Annotated in this window: 13 protein-coding genes and 1 pseudogene; 4 read left to right on the plus strand and 10 right to left on the minus strand. The window is 57.5% G+C overall.

Annotated elements, in window-relative coordinates; all coding sequences use genetic code 11:
• Positions 1 to 9 precede the first annotated feature (9 nt).
• Both ACB032_RS04845 and ACB032_RS04850 read right to left on the minus strand, forming a co-directional pair.
• A complete protein-coding gene (locus tag ACB032_RS04845) occupies positions 10 to 636 on the minus strand; it encodes a 3'-5' exonuclease (protein ID WP_371137482.1) in 627 nt (208 codons plus the stop codon).
• A gap of 2 nt (positions 637 to 638) precedes the next feature.
• Complete coding sequence (locus tag ACB032_RS04850; protein ID WP_371137483.1) at positions 639 to 2426, minus strand: putative nucleotidyltransferase substrate binding domain-containing protein; 1788 nt, start codon at positions 2424 to 2426, stop codon at positions 639 to 641.
• Between the two features lie 176 nt (positions 2427 to 2602).
• Here ACB032_RS04850 and ACB032_RS04855 point away from each other — a divergent pair, with 176 nt between their 5' ends.
• On the plus strand, positions 2603 to 3409 hold the full coding sequence (locus tag ACB032_RS04855) for a crotonase/enoyl-CoA hydratase family protein (protein ID WP_371137484.1): 807 nt from the start codon (positions 2603 to 2605) through the stop codon (positions 3407 to 3409).
• Between the two features lie 83 nt (positions 3410 to 3492).
• Here the strand turns inward: ACB032_RS04855 and ACB032_RS04860 are convergent, their stop codons facing one another.
• Positions 3493 to 3657, minus strand: coding sequence for a hypothetical protein (locus ACB032_RS04860; RefSeq protein ID WP_244832183.1), 165 nt, complete (start codon positions 3655 to 3657; stop codon positions 3493 to 3495).
• A 164-nt stretch (positions 3658 to 3821) separates the two neighbouring features.
• Between ACB032_RS04860 and ACB032_RS04865 the strand changes: the two genes are divergently transcribed.
• Positions 3822 to 4073 (plus strand): ogr/Delta-like zinc finger family protein, encoded by a 252-nt coding sequence (locus tag ACB032_RS04865; RefSeq protein WP_371137485.1) that lies wholly within the window; start codon positions 3822 to 3824, stop codon positions 4071 to 4073.
• A gap of 247 nt (positions 4074 to 4320) precedes the next feature.
• On the opposite strand, the gene ACB032_RS04870 is transcribed toward ACB032_RS04865, so the two are convergent.
• From ACB032_RS04870 to ACB032_RS04890, 5 genes and pseudogenes are all read right to left on the minus strand, one after another.
• The gene (locus ACB032_RS04870) at positions 4321 to 5310 is read right to left on the minus strand and encodes a hypothetical protein (RefSeq protein ID WP_371137486.1); all 990 of its coding nucleotides are present in this window, start codon (positions 5308 to 5310) and stop codon (positions 4321 to 4323) included.
• On the minus strand, positions 5297 to 7786 hold the full coding sequence (locus tag ACB032_RS04875; protein ID WP_371137487.1) for a hypothetical protein: 2490 nt from the start codon (positions 7784 to 7786) through the stop codon (positions 5297 to 5299). Before ACB032_RS04875 ends, ACB032_RS04870 begins: the two co-directional genes overlap by 14 nt.
• A gap of 67 nt (positions 7787 to 7853) precedes the next feature.
• On the minus strand, positions 7854 to 8258 hold the full coding sequence (locus ACB032_RS04880) for a hypothetical protein (RefSeq protein ID WP_371137488.1): 405 nt from the start codon (positions 8256 to 8258) through the stop codon (positions 7854 to 7856).
• 315 nt (positions 8259 to 8573) lie between these two features.
• Positions 8574 to 9544: pseudogene (locus ACB032_RS04885) on the minus strand (replication endonuclease); the annotation flags it as partial.
• A gap of 92 nt (positions 9545 to 9636) precedes the next feature.
• Positions 9637 to 11136, minus strand: a complete 1500-nt coding sequence (locus tag ACB032_RS04890; protein WP_011705934.1) for a sodium:alanine symporter family protein — start codon at positions 11134 to 11136, stop codon at positions 9637 to 9639.
• Positions 11137 to 11450: 314 nt separating this feature from the next.
• Between ACB032_RS04890 and ACB032_RS04895 the strand changes: the two genes are divergently transcribed.
• Positions 11451 to 11888: a GNAT family N-acetyltransferase gene (locus ACB032_RS04895; protein ID WP_371137489.1), complete on the plus strand. Its 438-nt coding sequence runs from the start codon at positions 11451 to 11453 to the stop codon at positions 11886 to 11888.
• 18 nt (positions 11889 to 11906) lie between these two features.
• Positions 11907 to 12716 (plus strand): zinc-dependent peptidase, encoded by an 810-nt coding sequence (locus ACB032_RS04900; protein WP_371137490.1) that lies wholly within the window; start codon positions 11907 to 11909, stop codon positions 12714 to 12716.
• Between the two features lie 82 nt (positions 12717 to 12798).
• Here ACB032_RS04900 and ACB032_RS04905 read toward each other — a convergent pair whose 3' ends face one another.
• Together ACB032_RS04905 and ACB032_RS04910 are read right to left on the minus strand one after the other, a co-directional pair.
• On the minus strand, positions 12799 to 13395 hold the full coding sequence (locus ACB032_RS04905) for a GPR1/FUN34/YaaH family transporter (protein WP_011705937.1): 597 nt from the start codon (positions 13393 to 13395) through the stop codon (positions 12799 to 12801).
• A 695-nt stretch (positions 13396 to 14090) separates the two neighbouring features.
• Positions 14091 to 16991, minus strand: a complete 2901-nt coding sequence (locus tag ACB032_RS04910) for a DUF748 domain-containing protein (protein ID WP_371137491.1) — start codon at positions 16989 to 16991, stop codon at positions 14091 to 14093.
• Positions 16992 to 17026: the final 35 nt, after the last annotated feature.

The following is a 17026-nucleotide window of genomic DNA, read 5'->3' on the forward strand; positions in this document are numbered from 1 at the left end:
TGTGGACAATTAGACTTTGGGATAAGCCAGTGGCCCGCCCCGGGTGAGGCGCAAGAAGATGAGGGCCGCGGTGATGGCGTCACTCAGGGCATCGTGGGCGGGCAGGGCCGGCAGGCCCAGGTGGCTGCTGATGGCGGCCAGATGCAGATCGATGGCGGCATCGGGATAGCGGCGATAGAGGTGATCGTGGTAAAGCCGGCTCACCTCTATCCCGCGCTGCGCCAGGGTCAGCCCCCAGCATCGCTGGCAGGCGAGGTTGAGGATGCGCAGGTCGTAGGCGACGTGATACCCCACCAGTTCGCGCGGGCCGATAAAGGCGAGCAGCAGGCGCAGCGCGGCCTCCAGCGTCATGCCCTGTTGCAGATCCTGATGGCGCAGACCGTGGATCACCACCGAGTGTTCGCTCAGGCTGGCCGGCGCTTGCACCCGGATGGACAGCGCCTCGCCGGTCAGCACCCGGTTGCCCTGGATGCGCACCGCGCCGATGGCGACGATCTCGGCCTGGGCGGGATCCAGGCTGGTGGTCTCGAAGTCGAGGGCCACCCACTCGTCGGCGGGCGGGTCGGCATAGAGCGGGGCAAACGCCGGGTCTTGAACGCGGCGGCCATGCCAATGACGGCACAGGCGGCTCAACATGGCTACTGCCTCAGACGAAAGTGCAAGGTGAGCCACTGCTGGAACTTCTTCACCTGATGCAGCGCCTGGCGCAGCAGATCCCGCTCGCCGTGGCTGAGATCATTCACCTGCACCCGGCTCTCCCCCTCCTTGAGCTGACTGCGCAGCCGCAAGCGGACGAACAGCCTGAACGCCTCCGCCAGATTGTCGCCAAAGCCGGCGCTGAGCCGCCCGGCCGCCACCAGCGCCTCGATCCGTGCCAGGGTAGAGGTCTCCAGAATGGCGGCTTCCAGCGCCAGCATGCGAATGCCGTGTACCAGCGGGAAGAGGCCACCGCGTTTCAGATCCAGTCCCTCCGGCGCCCGTTCCAGGCGGCCAAACAGGGTGAGCGGCGCATGAAACGCCACCGCCGGTCGCACCATCTCCGCCAGCAGATCTCCCCGCTCGGCCAGCTGCTCGCGCAACTTGCGGGCAAGAGGAGGAAGCAGGGCGCGATCGCCGGCGATGGGGTGGGCGTCGGCCAGGGTGGCGAGCCAGAGCAGGTCTGCTTCACTGGCCTCGACGCAGGCCCGCTCGATCTCCTGCTGCCAGTGCGCCAGGGGCTTCACCCAGGCCGGATTGTTGACCATCACCCGGCCGGGACAGGGCGGGTAGCCGAGCCGGGCCAGCAGTTCGCTGAAGGCGGCCAGGTCGGCCTGCTGGGTCGGCCAGTACAGGTCGGCAGGCAGGATCAGGGCATTGTCCTGATCGGTTTTGAGGATCTGCTCGCCGCGCCCCTCCGAGCCCAGCATCAGCAGGCAGACCCGCTCCTGCACCGCAGGCGGGATCACCAGTGCAAAGGCCTTGGCGATCAGCTGCTCGTTGATGGTGGCGATGAGCTTCATCAAAAAGGCGGTGTGGATCCCCTGGCCGAACAGCGAGCGGGTCAGCTGTTGCTGCTCCCGGGCCACCGCTTCCAGCGCTGGCAGGGTGTCGGCGCGGGCGATACGCAGGGTCAGCACATGGGAGTGGGTCGAGAAGAGACCGAGCACCTGGGTCAGGTGCAAGATCCCCGCCACCTCCTGCCCCTGCCAGACCACCAGTCGCTTGATGCGATGGCGGGTCATCAGCAGCAGGGCGTCGAACAGATAGCTGTCCAGCGGCAGGCCGATGAGCGGGGTCGGATCCAGCACCGCCAGCGGCGTCGTCAGCGGCAGTCCCTTGAGCGTCAGGGCGTGCAGCAGGGTCTTGCGGGTCGCCAGACTCAGGCTGCCATCCGTGGCCGGGTAGAGCAGGCAGTCGGTGCCCTTGGCCACCATGGCTTCGGTGGCGGCCAAGAGCGACAGGCGGCTGTCGACGATGAGCGGCGGCTGCAGATGGCCGGGTTCGATGCGGGTCAGGATGAACTCCGCCAGATTCTTCTGCCCCAGCTGGGCGCGCTGCTCCTGCTGCTGTTGCCGCTGTGCCAGGCTGGCGGTGAAGTAGCGGGCGAAGGCGGGATTGCCCTCGCACAACTCGATGAAGGTGCCTCTGGGGATCAGCTGGCAGAGCAGATCTTCCAGCGCACTGAACTGGTGGCGGCAGTGGCCGTCGAACTGGGCGCGCACGTCGAACAGGTCCCCCTCGCCATAGTCGCCAAACTGGTGATGGGGGCTCGACTCCTCCACCGCTCCTTTGAGGACGAGATAGAGGCCGGGGGGCGCATCGCCCGCCTTGAGCACTGGCTGGCCAGCGCGAAAGTAGCAGATGGAGAGGTGCTGCTCGAGCCGTTGACGCTCCTCTGCGCTCAGGCAGTCAAACGGCGGGCGGGCAAAGTTGAACAGGCTGGTCATGGCAATCCTTGGCCGGTGGCGTCAAGCCAGTCTGACAAAGCGCCGCCTGACCAGCCAGCCGACTTTAGTCGCACGCGCCTCGACAGTGGGAAATCGGGCTCCTCGCTGTACCCGGCGATAACACTCTGATAACGTGGTGGTATGACCAGTGCGAACTCAGGAGAGGACAGGGGAAAATGGAAAAACCAAGGGTCAAATGCGAGATCCGGGACGGCATCGCCGAGGTGATGCTGGCACGGGGCGACAAGCTCAATGCGCTGGACAGGGCCATGTTCAGCGCCATCGACGGGGTACTCGACCAGCTGCGCCAGCACAAGGGGCTGCGGGCGGTGATCCTGCACGGGGAGGGGCGGGCCTTTTGCGCCGGGCTGGATGTGAAATCCATGCTCAAGCAGCCGGTGGCGGCGCTCGAGATCTTAAAACGCGAGGCGGATGAAGCCACCAACCTGGCCCAGCGGGTGGCCTATGGCTGGCATCAGTTGCCGGTGCCGGTGATCGCCGTGACCCAGGGAGTCTGCTTTGGCGGTGGGTTGCAGATTGCACTTGGCGCCGACTTTCGCTTCAGCACCCCCGATTGCCGCTTCTCGGTGATGGAGATCAAGTGGGGCATCATCCCCGACATGAGCGGCAGCGTCACCATGCGCAACCTGATGGGGGTGGATACCGCCATGGAGCTGGCCATGAGTGGGCGCGAGCTGCCGGCGCCTGAGGCCAAGTCCCTCGGGCTGGTGAGCCGGGTCTGCGACGATCCGCTGGCCGAGGCGCGGGAGTTCGCGAAGACCCTCATCACCAAGTCACCGGACGCGCTGGCGGGGATCAAGCAACTCTACAACCAGGCCTGGGCCCGCAGCGACGAGGCGATGCTGAAAGAAGAGACCCGGCTGCAAAAGCAGATCCTGGGACGCCCCAACCAGTGGCGCTCCACCCTCAACAGCCTGTTTCGCTGGCGCCTGCCGTTCGGGCCGCGCCGCAACGCGCTCTGACAGCCAGGGATAAACAAGAAATGGTATCGATCTGGTGCCAAGGCCATTGAGGGCCCCCAGCATCTGATCGAACTGTTCTGGTTTCATTTCCTTATCTGCGGGTTGGGCCCGTTGGTGACACTGAGGCCCAGCAGGTAGGGGCGCTCCAGATCGGAGAATTGCTCGATCGGCTCGATGGAGCAGAACTGATACAGGCCGCTCTGGTTGTAGTAAATGAGATCCCGATTCGGGCAGAGGATGGCAAACAGCTTGAGCTGGTCATTGACCTCTTCGGTCTTGAGCGCCTGTACCGTGCCATGGCCGGACCCGCGATTGTGATCGGGTCAGATGACGGCGGTGTAATAGGTCGGATGGTAGGTATCAGAGTTTGCTGTGGCAAGACAGGCTGTTGATTTGAGTAGTAAAGGGGGCAATGCGGGTTTATTGCAAAGTGTGTGGCCAGCGAGGCCGCATTACCAAGGCCAACCGACTGAGCGATGACGTCTCGGATCTCTACTGCCAGTGCACCGATGCCGAGTGTGGCCACAGCTGGGTGGCCACCTTGTCGTTCGCCCACACCCTAAGCCCTTCGGCCAAGACCACCAATCAGCTGGTACTCAGCTTGATGGGGTCGCTCACGCCAGAGGGGCAGCAGTTAGTATTGAAAGGATTGGGGGCGCAGTAGCCCCCTTGTTCGTTACACCCTATATCGTAATAAAATTTTTCATGTTGTTTCGTCGCGACCTAATATCGGAAAATCAAAAACGTAAAATGCAAAGTGAGAAACGAGAAACGCATTTAGCGCCTGAGTAATTTTGCATTGTTATGTATGCCATGCAATCAATAAACGTAATCATCTACGACTATTTCTTGCTCACACCTGGCATTCATCAGACTTTCGCGTACTGCATTGCGGCCTTCGAAGCAGCTAATCAACGATTGTAGCAATAATCGATGATTTCATCGAATCCCACCTCCTCATGCACCAGCCTTTCCTCCAATTCGTTAAGGTGTGCAACATTAGGTAATTCATCAGTTACCGATATTTTAATCGAGAATTTGGCATTGTAACCTCTACCAATCCTCGAGAGCTCACTGCTGAGCTGGTTCAAAATATTGTCTCTGAGCAAAAGTTGGTTTCGTCGAAAGCGGATAAGACGGTGACAATCGAAGAAGTCTGAACGCTTTTTCGAGTCATACTTTCTACCGTTCCAGCCAGTTCTTCGAGTGGCACGATACAAAACCTGATCTTGCATATCTCTCCACACACGAAAATCGAAATAGCTGGTTGGATTCGGGTTCTCGTATGTTGCCTGAGAGTAAAAGTTAGCATCCCCAAGTTGGTTTTTGTCAAGGACTGCCAAAGTCCTGTTCTGTGTGGACAACATGCGTTTGATTGGTGTGGGAATGTCGAAACGCATTACTTTGGTCTCATCCAAGATACGTATTTCTCTTGGAAGTTTCTCGTCCTCTTGATTCCAGTGTCTTTCCCATCTTTTGGGTACCCACTGAATATTTACACCACAGAAGCGTATAACGCCACATGAGCTGATTGAATGTATGTGGATTTCTTCTTGCTCTGTATCCTCATGAAGGAAGAAGTACGCTTTCCCGGACCATATTAGCGACTGAGCAATATCCTTAACTACGTTATTTATTGACTCGTCAATCGTATATGGTGAGTATCTCGTATTATCATTGCCAAGTAGCTTTCGCATTAGTTTGTCATCATTCGACACGATTGCGAAGACATTTCCGTTTCGATGATTTATTAAATCAAAGAATCGCGTAAAATCTTCGTCAAACATTTGACGATTGAAATTAGGCCTCTCTTGAACGCTCTTAATAAAGAGCTTGTCAATTAACCCAAGGTCTGCCTCATGATGGTACCAAAGTAAAGGTTCGGCCCTAAATATTTTCATTCTGAACCTCTTTACCTTCCTCTTGCAACCGGCGAGTAAGATTAGTGATACGGTAGTCTATCTCGAAGTCTATTGGGCCGAGTTGCGGCAGGACATGTTTTGCGAAAAACAAGTGAGACGCATCGGAATGCGTCATCAAGAATTCCCTCACAATTTTGTTTGGGTGCAGCTTCCCTCGCATCATTCCCATTTTGACCTCAAAACCATCGCGCCTTGCACGCTGTTCAAACGATATTTTCCAATTAATTCTGATTAGATCTCGCGGTGATGTGATCATACTAAAATTGTGCGGGTTTGATAGGAGTATCATTCTCTTGAAGTACTGCTGCTTGTCATTGACGTGCTCAATCCAAGCATCGAACTTCTCTATTGCACCCGCAGATAACTTTTTGTTGTCGAAGTATGCCCCGTAAAGAATGGCAAAGCCTAAGACCGAAGCCAAATCATTGATCACTGTTGAAATGAGATGAAATCTGAACTCATTGCTTACATCCAGCGATGGGTCCACAAATCTCGAATCTGCCGCAAGAATCGCAAGGGACATGAATGTCAGTAGAACCTTATCCAGCTTGCTTATATCATTTTGCTCAAGAGCACTTATACATGCTTCGGCAAGCTCGAAGTAAATCTGCCCAAAATGGTCTGGCAGTTCATCGTTGTGTTTTTGTTCGAAAATATGTCTGACCATGGTTCCATTGCCGAGCCTGGTAATTGCAACATCTCGGGCAGAGGAAAGCTGCTGAGTCATCTCTGCAGTGTTTATCTCCGGTAGTTTGTACTGATCTTGGGTGTAGTGCTCATATTCATAATACCGCTCCAAGAGCTCGGTAATATTGTCGAACCATCTTGGTAGTTTCCAATGACTATGTAAGCTTGCTAGGACAACTTGTGTTGCGGACTCGGACATATTGAGTTTTGATAGTGAGTCCACAAAGTCTGGAAGCAAACTTTGGTAAAAGTCGCATACTGCAGGTAGAACGTTCGCATAGTGCTGCAACAATCTCTGGACTGCCAATTGCTGGACGTATTTTGGCTTGGATAGGCGTTTCCCTTCGACCATTTTCTCAAATTCAATACGTTCGACGATAAAGGCGAGATCTACTTGCAAAGAGGCGGGTAGACGGCGTAGAGACTGCTCGGTCCACTCGTCCTTCTCAAAGAATGTTTTCAGTTCTTTCTCAAAGGTAATTATTCCGCGTAGTGTTTCTAAACAGAGATTGCTCCCTAGTGCAGCCCATATGTCAGCAATACCAATCTGCGCCTTCATTGAAATGTCATCAGCCATGGGATTCAATGAGGCGAAAGCCTGTTCAATTATGCCCTTGAATCTCTTAATCTCTTGCATGCCAATATCGAATTGAAACCGTGCAGCATAAGCTGGAATTCGAGTCGAAAAGCGAGCTATGAGTTTTAATGCGAGATCAAGGTCTCCGATTTTAAATGCGAGCTCAATATGGCCAGCCAATCTGTCGATAATCTCGTTTTCGAGCCATTGATAATCAGGTTTTTCTTCAATTAGCTGTTGCTGGCTACTCATCTTAAGTGCCATCGAAGTGGCTGTGTCATCCGCAAAAAACCATTGCTTATGCTTGCGCCGTCTTGGAAACCAATAGCTTTCCTGGTCTATTGAGTGTTTTCGTTGAAGGTAATGAAAAAGCAAAGCAGTATAGTCGTCGGTCAACGCAGGAAGGTTATCTTCTAAACCTTCATTGCTAGATTTTACACGTTCATCAATATATGAGAGTTGTTCAAGACCTAGTCTTGCAGCCTTTGAATGATGGTTAGCTAAAGAAATTGAATTATTATGGTTTGAAGCACCTTCAATATGACGCACAATGTTGGGAAGTATTTCACTATGAACTAGAATGTTTAGGTCAAAGAAATTAAATAATCTCTGGCCCAATGGAAATAAAACCAATGTGCTCAACAGAGTCAAAATAGTACCACTGACATAAACGAAAAGGCCGGGTTCTAAGCCAAACAAAGGTAAGGCTGTTGCGGCTAAACAGAACATAGCTGAAAAAACCAAAACTCGAGAGTAGACGCTACCGACTTGCTCGTTAGTGAGCATTTGGATGATATCCCGGCGAAGCCTAGTGTAACCAGCGCTCAGTATAATGCCAATTGTCGCAAAATAGATTGAGAATATTGCAGTGAGCAGTTGGGCGTACAGTCTGAGCTGATCGATATTAAATTTTTTGTCTTCTTCGCTAAGTAGTGGGAGAGAAGATAGGTTGTTATTGGTAAGATGTTCAACCAACATTAAGATTGCCAACCACAAAATAACCCAAAACAAGCCTTTCACGCCGCCCCATATAAAAGAGCCTAAAATTCGAGTATTTCCCTTTGTTTTTGAGGCGGAGGATCTTATCTTGTACGCGCTGCGCTCGAAGGAAAAACTAATTTTCCCTAACCTTGCTAGGAACTTCCAAAACCAGGATTTGGAACTCACCAAGATTTTAAATCTGTCAATCAAAAAGCTCTCCTGTTATATGTTTATATCCAATCTATGTTATAAAACGTTGCGCTTGTTGAATCATTGGTTAGACGCTTTTACCTCGCCTGAACCCAGACCAAATTAGTGAGGCAATAAGTGAACCTACAATTCCTAAACCAAACCCGATGAGTCGTTCCTGCCAAGCACTTGAAGCTGCTCGTTCGGCTTGTAGTCTCAATATTGAGTCGACAACATCTCGATCAGCGTTAACCATGGGTTTAAGGGCTTCTTCTTCTTTTTTTAGTGAATTAATGGCTTCTTCTGATTGTCTTAGTTGTTCTTTTTGAGTTGCAACAAATGTGGATAAGTTATTTATACTTTTTTGAACTTCGGTAAGGGTCTCCATTTGAGATTCAAACGTCAGGCTCTCTTTTTTGAACTGCGCTTTCTCATATGCTTGGTAAAAAGAAACGCCAATGCTGAGTAAGCCAGCTAACAAGGCAACAATCATTTTCAGTCGTTCTACACGGCTTTAAGCTAGGACACGTGAGATTTCTTGTATTAGTGACATTTGCAAATCCTACTTGTGGTGCTGAACAGTAATTAGATGGACGGAGGTATTAATCCGTTAATATAGCCTTCTGTATAGCCCCACCACGCCCTCATAACTAATAGTAAAAAACCTCTTTTAGAACATGATATTACCAGTGTATCTCATATGTCTAGGTGTATTCGTTTGGCTTCTTTTGGCGTTACCTCTGCCGCTGAGTAAAAACACAACCAAGGAGTGGCGACGAAAAACACCACCAAGCATTCGGTGTGTTGTTCATACCCACTCACCGCTGTAGTCATCCTGTTGCCACTCCTGTGTGTCCAGCCCCTCCAATACCCGCCACATTTCTGACTGATAGGGCTGTGGCAGCATCTCAATCCATTGGTGTGTCCCTGCATGGCCTTGTGCCTGGTACACCTTGCCGCATAGCTCAACCAGCATCGGCCAGTCCGGATCGCCTTCCGGCACCGCGTATTCATCCGGCTGGTCCTGTTCGGCGGGCCACAGTCCTTCTGGCTGCCAATCTGGTTCGCTTGGGTGCGATCTGCACGATTGCACCTGTCTGTTCTCAAGCCAGAGGGTGAAACCGTCGGCCCTGACACTGGCACCAACCCGCAATCGGTCGATGGAGAAAGGCGATAATCCCCATTGTTCCCTCATGATCTGGTCTGTGAAGACACCAGGGTCAGGTAGCGTACAGTTATTGTCAGAGCTCCAAGGTGCCGGGCTGTCGCCCGTCTTAACCTCAACCCCCTCGCTGCAGCCTCGGCGGCTTTCCTAGCTTCATGGGTGCCGGCAGGCACAACTTCCCACCCTTGCAGGCGGGTCTTGATGCCCAGGCGAGCGGAGGTAATGCCCATCAGGCGCTTGATGTCTTCGTCATGGCTGTTGGCCTGCTCCTCGATGAGGTGGGCCAGCTTGATGGGGTGTTCGGCACGGGTGGCCAGTGCGCCGCCCATGGCGTGCAGATAGCAGCGAAAGATGCCGTTATCAGCGGCAAAGCGGGCCGCCTCAAAGCGCGGGTCTTGCAGCACTGGCTTGGGTGGGTCAACCAATTCGGCATGCTTCTTGGCATTGCTGATGCGGCGCAGCTCGCGCCATACCCCGACTGGGGGGCCGCCTATCTGCTGGAAGGTGCGAATGCCCCACCAACTGGCCCAGGCCACGGCGTGCAGGGCACCCTCATCGGCGGCAGTGCCGGCCTCTTCGTCATTGTCCAGGTAGGCGCCGTCGATGCTTTTGGCACTCAACTAATGGATGTTGATGCAAGCTATTGAGATTAAAGAAATAAAAATGGCAGCCTCGGCTGCCATTTTTGTTGGGGAGTGGTGCGCGATCAGGAGATCTTGCGATCTTGGTCCGGTTCGAAGGGGTGACCGGATTTTTCCTGCTCCAGGTTGTCTTCGGAGCGATGGCCGGCCCAGTAGTCGGCGTTCTTGATACCGAGCTTCTCCGGGTGGAACACCGGATCCAGCCCCTTGGCTTGTTGCGCTTCATAGTCGCGCAGGCAGGCGAAGGCGGTCTTTTGCAGCAGCAGGATGGCGATGATGTTGAGCCAAGCCATCAGACCTACCCCGATGTCACCCATGCCCCAGGCGAGCTCGGCGGTCTTGACGGTGCCATAGACGGTGGAGGCCATCAGGGTCAATTTCAGCACGAAGGTCAGCCAGGGACGGTTCACCTTGCGGTTGATGTAGGCGATGTTGGTCTCGGCGATGTAGTAGTAGGCAACGATGGTGGTGAAGGCGAAGAAGAACAGCGCGATGGCCACGAACATGCTGCCAAAGCCGGGCATCATGCTCTCCATGGCGGTCTGCACGTAGCCAGGGCCCGCGGCCACGCCGGCGATGCCGGTGTAGAGGGCGGCGCCGTCCGGTCCCTGCACGTTGTAGAGGCCGGTGATTAGCAGCATAAAGCCGGTGGCGGAGCAGACGAACAGGGTGTCGATGTAGACCGAGAACGCTTGCACCAGGCCCTGTTTGGCCGGGTGGCTCACCGCAGCAGCGGAGGAGGCGTGCGGCCCGGTACCCTGACCCGCTTCGTTGGAGTAGACCCCGCGCTTGACTCCCCACATGATGGCCAGACCCAGAATGGCGCCGAAGCCGGCATCAAAGCCGAAGGCGCTTTTCCAGATCAGCAGGATCACGCCGGGCAGGGCGTGGATGTTGAGGGCGATGATGACGCAGGCGACGATGATATAACCGAGCGCCATGAAGGGCACCACGGTACTGGCGAAGTTGGCAATGCGCTTGACGCCGCCGAAGATGATGAAGCCGAGCAGCAGCGCCAGACCGGCGGCGGTGACGTTCGGATCGATATCAAACGCAGTCTGCAGACTGGCGCCGATGGAGTTGGCCTGCACCCCCGGCAGCAATACGCCGCAGGCAAAGATGGTGGCGATGGCGAACGTCCAGGCGTACCACTTCATGCCGAGCCCTTTCTCGATGTAGAAGGCCGGACCGCCGCGGTATTCGCCGTTGATCTTCTCCTTGTAGACCTGACCCAGGGTGGACTCCACGAAGGCGGAGCTGGAGCCGAGGAAGGCCACCATCCACATCCAGAACATGGCACCCGGGCCGCCAAAGGTGATGGCGGTGGCGACCCCGGCGATGTTGCCGGTACCCACCCGGCCGGCCAGGGTCATGGCCAGCGCCTGGAAGGAGGAGACGCCCGCATCCGTGCTCTTGCCATCAAACATCAGCCGGATCATCTCCTTGATGTGACGCAGTTGCAAAAAGCGGCTGCGCAAGGAGAAGTAGAGGCCTACCCCCAGACACAGATAGATGAGCGCCGGGCTCCAAATCACACCATTGATGGCATTGACGATCTCATTCATGTACAACAACTCCTTTGTTGTGCTGTCTTGTTGGCGGGGTCTGTGCCCCGCTCCCTCAAATTGGTGGTGACCCTCGGGTCACTCGTTATGGTGTGGGACGGGTCGGTGGATGTTTCCACTGGCCAGTCCGCGGGTTTTAACATATCGATTTGTGTTGGGGCTTCCCAGCGAAATATGTTGTTATCTTGTTGATTTGTGAATTGACATTAACAAATGGCCGGTGCAACTGGACAGAATGCGGTGCCGGCCCGGTATCATCTCCTCTTTCGTCGGCCCTTTGCGGCGGTAGAGGGAGAGCAAAATCAAGGCCAAGGATGAAGATGGAGCAAGAAATCGCGATGATCCGCCCGGCGTGTGCCGAGGATACGGCCGCCATGGCCGACCTGTTCGGCCAGCTGGGTTACCCGGTCAGCCCGCAGGTGCTTGGGGATCGCTGGTTGACGCAAGATCCGGCCGGCGAGGTGCTGGTGGCCTGCCTGGGGGAGGATATAGCGGGCGTGCTGGTGTGGCACTGGCTCAGCCCGCTGCACGTTGCACCAGCGTGGGGCCTGATCTCGGCGCTGGTTGTCGATGAGGGTGCAAGGGGACGCGGCGTTGGCGCCGCCCTGCTGGTGGCGGCAGAGGTGCGGGCGCGAGCGCAGGGTTGCAGCCAGCTGGAGCTCTCCAGCAGCCTCAAGCGGGAGGGGGCCCATCGCTTCTATCTGGCGCAGGGGTATGTCGAGCGTCCGAAACGGTTTGTGAAAACAGTCTGATCAGCAAGAGGAGTCTGCGTGTTCTGGTCCCGCTTACGAAGTGTGTTTGGTGGTGCGTCCCGGCAAGATGACAATGGGCCTGGCGCGCTGGAGTGGCAGCAGGCCCTGGCTGCAGTGCCCATTTTGCAGGGCTTTTCCCGGGAGGAGGAGCAGACCCTGATCGGGCTGGCGCAGCAGCTGCTGGCCCGCAAGACCCTGACCCAGATCGGGGTGTCACTCACTCCCCGTCAGCAGGCGGTGCTGGCCCTGCAGGCGGCGCTGCCCATTCTGCACCTGGGGCTCGACTGGTATCGGGGCTTTCACGAGATCATCCTGATCCCCGAGCCGGTGGTGCGCCGCCAGCAGGTGCAGGACGAGTTCGGGCTGGTGAGCGAGGTTGAAGAGGAGAACGCCGGCGAATCCTGGCCGCAGGGGCCGCTGGTGCTGGCCTGGAGCGAGCTGCAGCAGGACGGGGACTGGGACGGCTTCAATCTGGTGATCCACGAGCTGACCCACAAGCTCGACATGCTGGGAGGGGAGGCCGACGGGGCGCCGCCACTGCCGGCGGGCATGGATCCGCGCCAGTGGAGCGGTGCGCTGCAGGCGGCATTCGATGCCATGCAGGCACAGCTGGATCGCCACGAGCCTACCGCCATCGATCCTTATGCCGCCTCGCACCCGGCCGAATTTTTTGCGGTGTGCAGCGAGTGCTTTTTTACCGATCCGCTGCGCCTGCGCGACACCTATCCGGCGGTGTACCAGCAGCTCACCCGCTTCTTCGGCCAGCAACCGGCAGCGCGTTTTCCTGCCACCCGGCTGCTGGCGGGGGAGCCCGAGTATCACGGCTAGCCAGGCGATCCTGGCAAATCGCGCCCAACAAAAAGGCACCCCGCGGGGTGCCTTTTTCGTGACAGCTGTGTCGGCCGGATGCTTATGCAGCGGCTTTGAGCTGAACGGCGGCGGCTTTCTTGTGATCGCCGATGGGCATCACGGTGCGGCCGAACTGCTCGTTGATCACGGTGGCCATGGCCAGATAGATGGCGCTGGCGCCACAGATGATGCCTTCGAAACCGGCGATGGTGCCGATCAGGGTGCTGCCGGTGAAGTCACGGGCGGCCAGCAGGAAGAACAGCACGGTCAGGGAGGCGAACACGAACTGCTTCACGCGCGGGTAGTTGACGGTCCCGATCAGCATGAACAGGGTGAACATGCCCCACATCAGCAGGTACCAGCCCATGTAGGCGTGCGGGGTGGCTTCGGCCAGACCCATGGTCGGCATCACCAGCAGGAACACCAGGCTCCACCAGAAGGTGCCGTAGGAGATAAAGGCAGTCACACCGAAGGTGTTGCCGCGCTTGTACTCCATGATACCGGCGATGATCTGGGCCAGACCGCCATAGCACAGGCCCATGGCCAGGATCATGGCGCTGATGGGGAAGAAACCTGCGTTATGGATGTTCAGCAGAATGGTGGTCATACCGAAACCCATCAGACCCAGAGGGGCAGGGTTGGCCAATTTTTCGCTCACGTGGCGTTCTCCAAAAATAGAGGTGGGGGTTGATAAAAGACGCGCGATTTTAGGCAGGCTCTTGGCGCTGGGCAAGGGGGGGAATGGTCGAAAAGGTAAAAAAATAACGGGATTTTTTACCTGACTGACCATTCGTGCGATCCAGGTAGATGACAGGTGAATGAATGGTGCGGACAAGGTTGAAAAATTGTATTTAGTAGCACGATTATGAAAGTTTCATACAAATATGGCCGACGGCCTGAGCCGGGTAGTCGACAGTATTTCCATCGCCAAGCCTGAGCACATTTGAGGTTAAAAAATACTCTCATATGCCATCAGACAAGAGGTGTTTATTCCTTGATAAAAGCAAACGGCCAAGCTGTCTCTTCGCAGCATCGACAAGGCTGAGCAGGGGCCTTTGTGTTGGGCTTGTTAGGCGCCGGACTGGTTAGCTGAGAAGGTTGAGGGCTTAAACGACCGAAGGCTAGGGGGCTGAGTGAGAAAATCCTGGCCGATAAGTGGCTATGGTTGTGTCATCGTGCGCAGGCGTGGCCGTGCGGTGGCTGAATTGTCGAGAGAGTCGGTGGCTGGCTGCAGCAAGGATAGAGCAAGACTGCGGCGAGATAATGGATTTGGCGATGGGTGCCAGGAGGGGTGAGCGTGCCACGTGCAGGATGAGGAGGGGGGGGCCCCCTCATCCTGCTGAGGTCACCGGCTCAATCGTCCAGGGTCAGCACCACCTTGGCCTCTTTGTCGGCCTCCTTGACCTGGCTGTCCAGCACGAACAGCCGCTCTGGTGCGATCCCCTGGCGGTCCACCAGAAACTCCTTGGTGTTCTGGGCACGGCGCATGGCCAGATTGCGCAGGGACTTGGCGGTGATGAGCTGCTGATCCCGCAGCAGAAGAACCGCCTGGGCGCGCAGGGCCGGGCTCTGTTCATCGAGTTTCAGCCGATCGGCCAGATCCCCGAGATCTTCGTTGAAACGGGCCTCATAAGCTTGTGCCAGCGCCGATTGCATGGCGGGGTCCTGCTCCAGCAGCTCGAGGTCTACCGGGCCGCCGGTGATCTTGGCCAGCGCCCGCTCCAGCTTCTGGCGCTGCAGGATGGGGCGCTCCTCGTTGAAGTTGACCTTGCCGCGAATGTTCATGCTGAGCTTGGGCCTGTCCTTGAGGGCTTGCGCCAGTTTGGCCAGCTTCTCCTGCTGGGTGGGGGTGAGATCCGGCTCACCGGGCAGGAAGGGCAGCTCATCGAGATCCTCGCTGCCGCCCGCCAGGGAGGCGAGCAGCGAGAAGGGGGAGGTGACCGCCTTGCGCAGGGTGTTGCCGAGCACATCCCAGAAGATGTTGCCGAGGCTGAAGTCCGGCTGATCCAGATTGCCCTTCACCTTCAGGTTCATCTGGATGACGCCGTTGGCATCGCTCAGCAGGGCGACCGCCAGCCCCAGCGGCAGATCCTTGGCCTGCTCGCTTTTGACCTTTTCCCCCAGCTGCAGCTTCTTGATGGTGATGTCGTTGTCCCCCTCCAGCCGGTTGCCCTGCAACTGGTAGTTGAGCTTCATGGAGAGCTGGCCCTTGTCGATGGCATAGCCGGCGTAGGTGCTGGAGTAGGGGGTGAAGGTGGTGAGCTCCAGGTTGTTGAAGGTGACGGCCACGTCCAGCACCGGCTGCTCGATCAGCAGGTTGGTGCCGCCGCGGATGGTCACCGGGGCGTAGCGGTCCACCTTGCCGTTGAAGGCCAGCTCGGAGCGCTGGCCTGGGATGTTGCTGATGTGGCGGCTCTGGCCGCTGAGGGCCGCGATGTCCACCACGAATTCCGGACTCAGACTGCGATCGGCAAAGCGCAGGTTGCCCTGCTCGGTGCGGACCTGGGCAATGCTGACGCGGGGGGCCGGTCCGCTGCTGGCGGGCTTGGCCGTGGCGGGTTGCGGCAGCAGCAGTTGCTGCACGTTGGTGACCCTGTCCTCGTTGATCTCGATGCGGGCGAAGGGTTTGCGCAGCAGGATGTCGTCGATCTTCACCTGCTGGCTGATGCCGTCGTAGTGCAGGCCGCTCAGCTGCAACTGCTCAATTTGCAGCAGGCGCTGGTTGTCGGCCCGATCCAGCACGTTGAGCCGTTCGATATCGAGCCCACCACTCAACTCCAGCTTGCTCAATGCCCCCTTGGCATCGGTGGCCAGCGCCAGCTTGGTGCGACTGGCAAGCTGGCCGTCGCGCACGCTGATGCGCAGCAGATCCTGCAGATAGGGCTGGGCCCAGCTGAGCGGCAGGCCCTGTTGCCTGATCTCGCCGTTGAGGCTGAAGGGGGTGAGGGCGAGGTCGCCGTCAAAGTCCAGTTTCGCCTGGTTGTTGAGCGCCCCGCTCAAGGTGAGCGGGCTGCTCTGTCCGCTCTGGCTGCCCAGCGGACCCAGCGCCAGCGTCAGGGCGGAGAGCTCGCGCAGCAGCGGTTTGCCGCTGCTCGATTCGGTCAGCTTGAGCTGGCCCTGCTCGATGCGAGTCTGCTTGAGGCTCCAGCGCCAGGGTTGGCCAGGCGCCGCCGGTTTGGCCGCTTTACTGGTGTTGACCGGCGGCTGGGGGATCAGCAGGGTTGCCAGATCCAGCTGTTGGTTGGCATCGAGCACCGCACTGACGGCCGGCGCCTTGAGCGCCAGCCGGTCGATCTGCAGCGCCTGCTTGTTGCCGTCGAGTGCGATGCCGGTCAGCGCCAGCTGCTTGAAGCGGGCAAATTCGCCGCCCTTGCGGCGCTGGAGCTGCCAGTCATTGAGGGTCAACTTGCCCTTGGATAGTTGCCAGCTCAGCCCCTGCTTCCCCTCGGCTATCTGGTAGGCCAGCTCGGCGTTGGCCTCGCCCTTGGCCAGCTTGACGTCGAGATAAGGGGCCCAGAGCGGGGCGAAGGGGGCGAGCGCCAGCTTGCCTAGGCTGATCTTACCCTTGCCGGCACCGCTCATGATGTCGAGCTCACCGCTCGCTTTGAGCGGGCTCTGCTGATTGAGGGTGGCGGCGAGCACGAAGGGGTTGGCGCGGCCAGGGGCGGTGGAGAAGGTCGGCAGTTTCAGGTCGAGCCCGCTCAGGGTCAGGGTGGGCACCCAGCCGGGGCTGCTCTGCTTGCGGCTGTCTTGATAGGCGATGTGGCCCTGCTCTGCCGCCAGTTGGTTGAGCTGCACCAGCAAGGGGGCACTGCTGTCGGTGTCCGTGGTTTCACTCGGGGTGAGCAGGCTGGCCAGCGCCTCGGTCAGGTTGAAACGGACGGTTTTGCCTTGATCCGCCAGCCGCACCAGGTTGACGGTGGGCTTGACGAGGCGCGCCTCGGCGAGGATCAGGGCGCGCTGGCGCCAGCTTTCCCCTAGCAAGGGGATGAGCTGCAGGCGTTCAAAAGCGACGAGGGGCTGCTGCTGGTCATCGAACAGGGTGGTGGGGCCGATGGCGAGGGAGGGGTGGCGCAGGCCGACGTCGATCTCCCCCAGGCTCAGGTGCAGGCCGTAGTGTTTGGCCAGCCAGGTCGGCAGGTGGCGCTGGGTCAGCGTGGGGGCTTGCCATAACAGAATAAGCAGGGAGAGCAGCAGGGCGGCGCAGAGGTAGAGGGCGTAGCGCAGCAGACGGGCACGCAGAGGCTTGGGCATGAGGGTCTCCAATTGATGCGCATAGGGTAACAAAC

This window comes from Aeromonas sp. S5(2024), from assembly GCF_041403025.1.
In the GTDB taxonomy this organism is placed as follows: Bacteria; Pseudomonadota; Gammaproteobacteria; order Enterobacterales; family Aeromonadaceae; genus Aeromonas; species Aeromonas hydrophila.